This is a genomic window from Streptomyces sp. bgisy159 (genome assembly GCF_057707805.1).
Map to the genome: position 1 here is coordinate 22,172 of NZ_JBYIQX010000066.1, position 6,873 is coordinate 29,044.

Annotated in this window: 4 protein-coding genes; 1 reads left to right on the forward strand and 3 read right to left on the reverse strand. The window is 73.5% G+C overall.

Annotated elements, in window-relative coordinates; genetic code table 11:
- Positions 1–25 precede the first annotated feature (25 nt).
- The 3 genes from AC3ET3_RS34170 to mshD form a co-directional block, all read right to left on the reverse strand.
- Positions 26–1,150, reverse strand: a complete 1,125-nt coding sequence (locus AC3ET3_RS34170; RefSeq protein ID WP_432139557.1) for a CHAD domain-containing protein — start codon at positions 1,148–1,150, stop codon at positions 26–28.
- Entirely contained in the window at positions 1,131–3,371 is a 2,241-nt protein-coding gene (locus AC3ET3_RS34175; protein ID WP_432139558.1) for an RNA degradosome polyphosphate kinase, read from the reverse strand. Before AC3ET3_RS34175 ends, AC3ET3_RS34170 begins: the two co-directional genes overlap by 20 nt.
- A 504-nt stretch (positions 3,372–3,875) precedes the next feature.
- A complete protein-coding gene (gene mshD, locus AC3ET3_RS34180; protein WP_432139559.1) occupies positions 3,876–4,808 on the reverse strand; it encodes a mycothiol synthase in 933 nt (310 codons plus the stop codon).
- A 193-nt stretch (positions 4,809–5,001) separates the two neighbouring features.
- On the opposite strand from mshD, the gene AC3ET3_RS34185 reads away from it, so the two are divergent.
- Positions 5,002–6,813 (forward strand): bifunctional metallophosphatase/5'-nucleotidase, encoded by a 1,812-nt coding sequence (locus AC3ET3_RS34185; RefSeq protein WP_432139560.1) that lies wholly within the window; start codon positions 5,002–5,004, stop codon positions 6,811–6,813.
- Positions 6,814–6,873: the final 60 nt, after the last annotated feature.

Consider the following 6,873-nt stretch of genomic DNA (forward strand, 5'->3'; position numbering starts at 1 on the left):
CCACCGCCTCCTGGGCCGGGTGGGGTCAGGGCGTGCCGACGGCCTGCCGCCGCCAGGTGTGCTGGAACGCGTACCGCGCCGCCTCCACCTCATGCCGCTGGTCGGCGTGCAGGACACCGAGCGCGTAGGCGGTCGCCGGGGCGATCCGGGGGGTGCGGGCGGCCTGCGCCGCCGCCGCGGCGGCCTCCGCCGCGTCACGGTGCCGGTCGAGGGCCTCGCCGGCCGCCAGCAGCCGTACGTCGGGGGCGCGGTCGTCGCCGTGCAGGACGTCCAGCGCGTAGCGGTGCAGGCGCAGCAGCAGGCGGACCTGGTGCCAGGGGGCGTCCTGCGGGTGCGGGGCCGGCTCCGGGGACAGCCCGTGGACCAGGGCCTCCGCGTTGTAGGGGAGGCCGGCGGTGATCAGGGGCAGGGCGGCGACCGCGTCGGCCAGGCGCTCCTCGGCGGCGGCGGCCGGCGGACGCAGGTCGGCGGTGGCCGCGGCCGGGGCCAGCGGGACGTCGCTGGCGAGGAGCGCCACCTTGTCGGCGACGGCGTGGAACCGGGACGAGCCGAGGGCCTGCAGGGCGGTGGAGTGGGCGCGGGTGCGGGCGAGGGTGAGCTGGCGGTCGAGCAGGGCGCCGGCCTTCGCGGCGCCCACGGTGAGGTGACCGCGGTCCAGGGGGGCCGGGGAACCGGCGTGGTCCAGGGCCGTCGTACCCGCCCGCGAGGCCCGGGCGGGGCGGCCGCCCGCGGCCACCTCCTCGGCGTGCTCGCCCGTGCCGCCCTGCGCGGGGACCATCGGCGCGGCCGAGCCGGACAGCCGGTGCAGGGCCAGCAGGAGGCGCTCCAGCCGCGACTCGTAGGCGTGTTCCAGGGCGAGGGTGCCGGAGATCCAGGCCAGCTCGGGGCGGATCTCCTCGGACCAGTCGGCGTCCAGCAGCGGGCGGAAGGTGTGCAGGCTGCCGCTGATGCGGCGGGCCGAGCGGCGCAGGGCGCGTGCCGCGTCGGCCGACCCGTCCCCGCCGCCCGCGGCGCCGCCGCCGGTCTCCCGGTGCTGGCGCAGCGCCCGCAGGAACTCCGTGGCCTGGGCCCGGAGGTAGCCGGCGAGGGCGTCCCCGGTGCGGGCGCGGCCGGCCGCGGGGTCCGTCAGGTCATGGTGTCGCTGTGCCACGCCGGCGCCTCCGGGCGTCTATGAGCATCTCCTGGACGTTGCGCAGTGGTTGACCGTCCGAGTCGGCCGCGTGCCGGGTCCACTCGCCGTCCGGGCCGAGGTGCCAGGAGGCGGTGGTGTCCGCCATGCCGGTCTCCAGCAGCCGGTTGAGGGCGGCGCGGTGCGCCGGGTCGACGACCCGGACCAGGGCCTCGATACGGCGGTCGAGGTTGCGGTGCATCATGTCGGCGCTGCCGATCCACACCTCGGGCTCGCCCCCGTTGCCGAAGGCGAAGACCCGGGAGTGCTCCAGGAACCGGCCGAGGACGGAGCGGACCCGGATGTTCTCCGACAGGCCGGCCACGCCCGGGCGCAGCGCGCAGATGCCCCGCACCCAGATGTCGACCGGCACGCCGGCCTGGGACGCCCGGTAGCAGGCGTCGATCACGGCCTCGTCGACCATCGAGTTGACCTTGATGCGGACGTAGGCGGGCCGGCCGGCACGGTGGTGCTGGGCCTCCTTGTTGATCCGCTGGACCAGGCCGTCGCGCAGCGACTTGGGGGCCACCAGCAGGCGCCGGTACGTCTCCCGGCGCGAGTAGCCGGACAGCCGGTTGAACAGGTCGGACAGGTCCGCGCCGACCTGCGGGTCGGCGGTCAGCAGGCCGAGGTCCTCGTAGAGGCGGGCCGTCTTGGGGTGGTAGTTGCCGGTGCCGACGTGGCTGTAGCGGCGCAGCGTCTCGCCTTCCTGGCGGACGACGAGCGACAGCTTGCAGTGCGTCTTCAGGCCGACCAGGCCGTAGACGACGTGGCAGCCGGCCTCCTCCAGCTTGCGCGCCCACTTGATGTTGGCGTGCTCGTCGAAACGGGCCTTGATCTCGACCAGGACGAGGACCTGCTTGCCGGACTCGGCGGCGTCGATGAGCGCGTCGACTATCGGCGAGTCGCCCGAGGTCCGGTACAGGGTCTGCTTGATCGCCAGGACGTCCGGGTCGGCCGCGGCCTGCTCCAGGAAGGCCTGCACGGACGTCGAGAAGCTGTCGTACGGGTGGTGCAGCAGCACGTCCCGCTTGCGCAGCGCGGCGAAGATGTCCGGCGCGGACGCCGACTCCACCTCGGCCAGGTCGCGGTGGGTGCCGGCGACGAACTTGGGGTACTTCAGCTCCGGCCGGTCCAGGCTGTGGATGCGGAACAGGCCGGTCAGGTCGAGCGGACCGGGCAGCGGGTACACCTCGGCCTCGGAGACCTTCAGCTCGCGCACCAGCAGGTCGAGGATCTCCCGGTCGATGTTCTCCTCGACCTCCAGGCGAACCGGCGGCCCGAAGCGGCGCCGCATGAGTTCCTTCTCCAGGGCCTGGAGCAGGTTCTCGGCGTCGTCCTCCTCGACCTCCAGGTCCTCGTTGCGGGTGACCCGGAAGGTGTGGTGCTCCAGCACCTCCATGCCCGGGAACAGCTCCTCCAGGTGGGCCGCTATGACGTCCTCCAGGGGGACGTACCGGCCCGGGGAGCACTCCAGGAAGCGGGAGAGCAGCGGCGGCACCTTCACCCGGGCGAAGTGGGGGGTGCCGGTGACGGGGTTGCGCACCCGCACGGCCAGGTTCAGGGAGAGCCCGGAGATGTACGGGAAGGGGTGCGCGGGGTCGACGGCCAGCGGGGTGAGCACGGGGAAGATCTGGTGGCGGAAGAGCGTGAAGAGGCGGGCCTGCTCCTTCTCCGTCAGCTCGTGCCAGCGGACCAGGTGGATGCCCTCCTCGGCGAGCGCCGGGGCGACGTCCTCGTGGTAGCAGGCCGCGTGCCGGGCCATCAGCTCGCGGGAGCGGGCCCAGATCATCTCCAGCACCTCGCGGGGCTGCAGCCCGGAGGCGGAGCGGGTGGCGACCCCGGTGGCGATGCGGCGCTTCAGGCCGGCCACCCGGACCATGAAGAACTCGTCCAGGTTGCTGGCGAAGATCGCGAGGAAGTTCGCCCGTTCCAGGAGCGGGGTGCCGGGGTCCTCGGCGAGTTCGAGGACGCGCTCGTTGAACGCGAGCCAGCTGCGCTCCCGGTCGAGGAAGCGGCCCTGCGGGAGCTGGACGCCGGTCGCGCCGTCGAGCTGTGACTCCTCGTAGTCGTCGAGGTCGGCGTCGAGGTCGGGCTCCAGATCGGAGACCACGGCGGCGACGGTGTGCGGGCGGTGCGCGGCTATGGAGCCCACGGAGGGCTGCGCGTGCGGTGTCTCGGACCGGGTGTTCGACTGGCTCATGGACCCATTCTTCCGCGCCACCGGCGTCACGGGCGCGTCGGAACGCGCGGGAGGGAGCGCGGCGACGTTCCTGCCCCTGGGTGTCCCCTCCGGGGGCGGTGAAGGCTCGGGCACGGCGGCGGTCATTGGCCGAGGGTCGCAAGCCTGTCTGAATCGCTGGTTACGGAGACATGACGTGTGGGATAGCCCGGGGCGGATCACAGGCGTCGGACGCGGCCGCGGAGCCGGGCCCTGCGCCGCCGGCGCCGGGTAGGCGGCTGCCGAGGCGCGGGGGACGTGTCGGCCACCGGCCGGCCTCGGGCGGTACGGCGGTGCCGTGCGGCGGGCGCGCCCGCCGGCCCACGCCGGGGGAGGGGCCGGCGCCGATCGGCGGGGCGGGCGGGAGCGCTCTCCCGGCCCCCGCTCGTGACAGACCGCGTACCGGCCCCCACCCGTGGACGGACCGCCGCCGCCGGCCCGCGCCCCCGTCGCGTGGCCGGCCGCCCGACCCGGGACCCGCCTCGGTCAGGTCTCCGTGCGGTACATCAGGTCCGCCTCGTGGGTGACGAACCCGAGCCGTTCGTAGACGGACACCGCGGCCTTGTTGTCGGCGTCGACGTAGAGCATCGCGGTGGGCAGGCCCTGGCTCGCGAGGTGGCGCAGGCCGATGGTGGTGAGGGACTTGCCGAGGCCGCCGCCCTGCGCGTCCGGCGAGACGCCGAGGACGTAGACCTCGCCGAGCTGTTCCTCCGCGTGCACCTTGGTCCAGTGGAAGCCGAGGAGCCGGTCGCCGCGGAACGCGAGGAAGAAGCCGGCGGGGTCGAACCAGGGCTCGGCCTTGCGGGCGTCCAGGTCGCGCTGCGTGAGGGAGCCCTGTTCGGGATGGTGCGCGAACGCCTCGGCGTTGACGGCGAGCCAGGCGGCGTCGTCGGCGCCCGGGACGAACGTACGGACCGTCACCCCCTCCGGGAGGACCGGCTCGGGCAGGTCGAGCCCCGTCAGCGGACGCCGCATCTGACGCAGTTCGCGGAACAGGGTGAGACCGAGGACCTGCGCCAGGTGGCGGGCGGCGGCGTGGCCGCCGTGGGCCCAGATCCGCAGCCGCTTGCCGGAGGCGGCGAGCAGGGCGGAGCCGAGCGCCCGGCCGTGGCCGTGACCGCGGCGCGCGGGGTGGACGACGAGTTCGGCGGCCGGCGCCTCGATGGGGTCGGTGTCCTCCAGCTGGGCGTACCCGACGAGTTGGCCGTTCTCGGACAGCAGCAGATGGGACACGCCCTCACGCTCGCCGCCGCGCAGCTGTAGCCGACCCTGCTCGGACACCGCCTGCTGACCGTCGGTACGGGCGGCCTCCGCGAGCAGGTCGAGGACCGCCTCGATCCGGTCCGGGGTGAGCGCGGAGAAGGTCTCGATGGTTCGGGAGACGGGGAGCGGGAGCCGTGCGGGGTCGTCGCTGGTCATGCATACGAGGGTAAGGGGAGGGCGGCGCGCGGGCCCGAAAGCGCAGACGTCGGAAAAGGTAAACCAGGATGTAACCGCGAAACCCCTGTCGCGCTACGCGCGTTGACTCTAGGCTGCGGCCGGACGGGGGCGTAGATCCACACCCGCCTCACCGGGCCGGCCCGGCCCGGGGGACGCAACCACAGGGGGGCGCATGCCAGCCACTTCCCAGTCGTACCCGAGCCGCAGACGCCGGACCTACCGCACGCTCGCGGGTGCCGCCGTGCTCGCCACCGTCGGCGCCCTGGCCGCGGCGCTGCCGGCGGACGCCAGCGACGGCCGGGGCCGGGGCCACCACCACCCGTGGCCCGGCCGCTACCAGGACGTCCAGTTGCTGTCGTTCAACGACCTGCACGGCAACCTGGAGCCGCCGTCCGGCTCCTCCGGCCGGGTCACCGAGGCCCACGAGGACGGCACCACGCAGACCGTCGACGCGGGTGGCGTCGAGTACCTGGCGACCCATCTGCGCCAGGCCCGCGCGGGCCACAAGTACTCCATCACGGCGGCCGGCGGCGACATGGTCGGCGCCTCCCCGCTGCTCTCGGGCCTCTTCCACGACGAGCCCACCATCGAGGCGCTGAACAAGCTCGACCTGGACGTGACGAGCGTCGGCAACCACGAGTTCGACGAAGGCGCCAGGGAGCTGTCCCGCCTGCAGAACGGCGGCTGCCACCCCACCGACGGCTGCTACACCGACGAGGGCTTCGGCGGCGCCGACTTCCCGTACCTGGCCGCGAACGTCCAGGACGAGAAGACCGGTCGGCCGATCCTCAAGCCGTACTGGATCTGGAAGAAGCGGGACGTCAAGATCGGCTTCATCGGGGTGACCCTGGAGAACACCCCGGGCATCGTCTCCGCCGACGGCGTCAAGGGCCTCACCTTCAAGGACGAGGTCGACACCATCAACAAGTACGCCAGGGTGCTGCAGGCCAGGGGCGTCAAGTCGATCGTCGCCCTGATCCACGAGGGCGGCTTCCCGGCCTCCTCGGCCTACAACTACGACTGTGACTCGCCGGGTGCGGGCGACGGCATCTCCGGCCCGATCGTCGACATCGCGAAGAACATCACCCCCGCGGTCGACGCGCTGGTCACCGGGCACACCCACCAGGCGTACACGTGCACCATCCCCGACCCGGCGGGCCGGCCCCGGATGGTCACCTCCGCCTCGTCCTTCGGCCGCCTCTACACCGACACCACGCTGACCTACGACCGGTTCACCGGTGACATCGCCCGGACGGCGGTGAAGTCGGCGAACCACGTGGTCACCCGGGACGTCCCCAAGGCGCCCGACATGACCGAGCTGATCGACCGGTGGGACACGCTGGCCGCCCCGATCGGCAACCGCCCGATCGGCCACATCTCCGCCGACATCACCAACCAGGGCACCGAGTCCCCCATGGGCGACCTCATCGCGGACGCCCAACTGGCCTACGGCAAGCAGCTCGACCCGGACACCGACCTGGCACTGATGAACCCGGGCGGGGTGCGCGCCGGCCTCACCTACGCGGCCAAGGGCAGCGAGGGCGACGGTGTGGTGACGTACGCCGAGGGCTTCACCGTGCAGCCGTTCGCCAACACGGTGAACCTGCAGAACTTCACCGGTGAGCAGCTCGTCCAGGTGCTGAAGGAGCAGGTGAGCGGCAAGAACGAGGCCGCGCCGAGGATTCTGCAGCCGTCCTCCGGCCTGACCTACACCCTGGACCTGACGAAGACCGGCGCCGACCGGGTCGTCACGGACTCCGTCCGGCTGAACGGCGCGGCGATCGACCCGTCGGCCACCTACCGCGTCGCGACGAACAGCTTCCTCGCGGGAGGCGGCGACAACTTCCCGACGCTGGGCCTGGGCACCGACGACCTGGTCGGCACCGACGACCTGGCCGCCCTGGAGCAGTACCTGCTGGCCAACTCCTCGGCCACCGACCCGATCGCGCCCCCGGTGCCGAACCGGATCACGATCGTGCAGTAGGCGCTGTCCCGGGGGGGGGGGGGGGGGGGGGGGGGGGGGGGGGGGGGGGGGGGGGGGGGG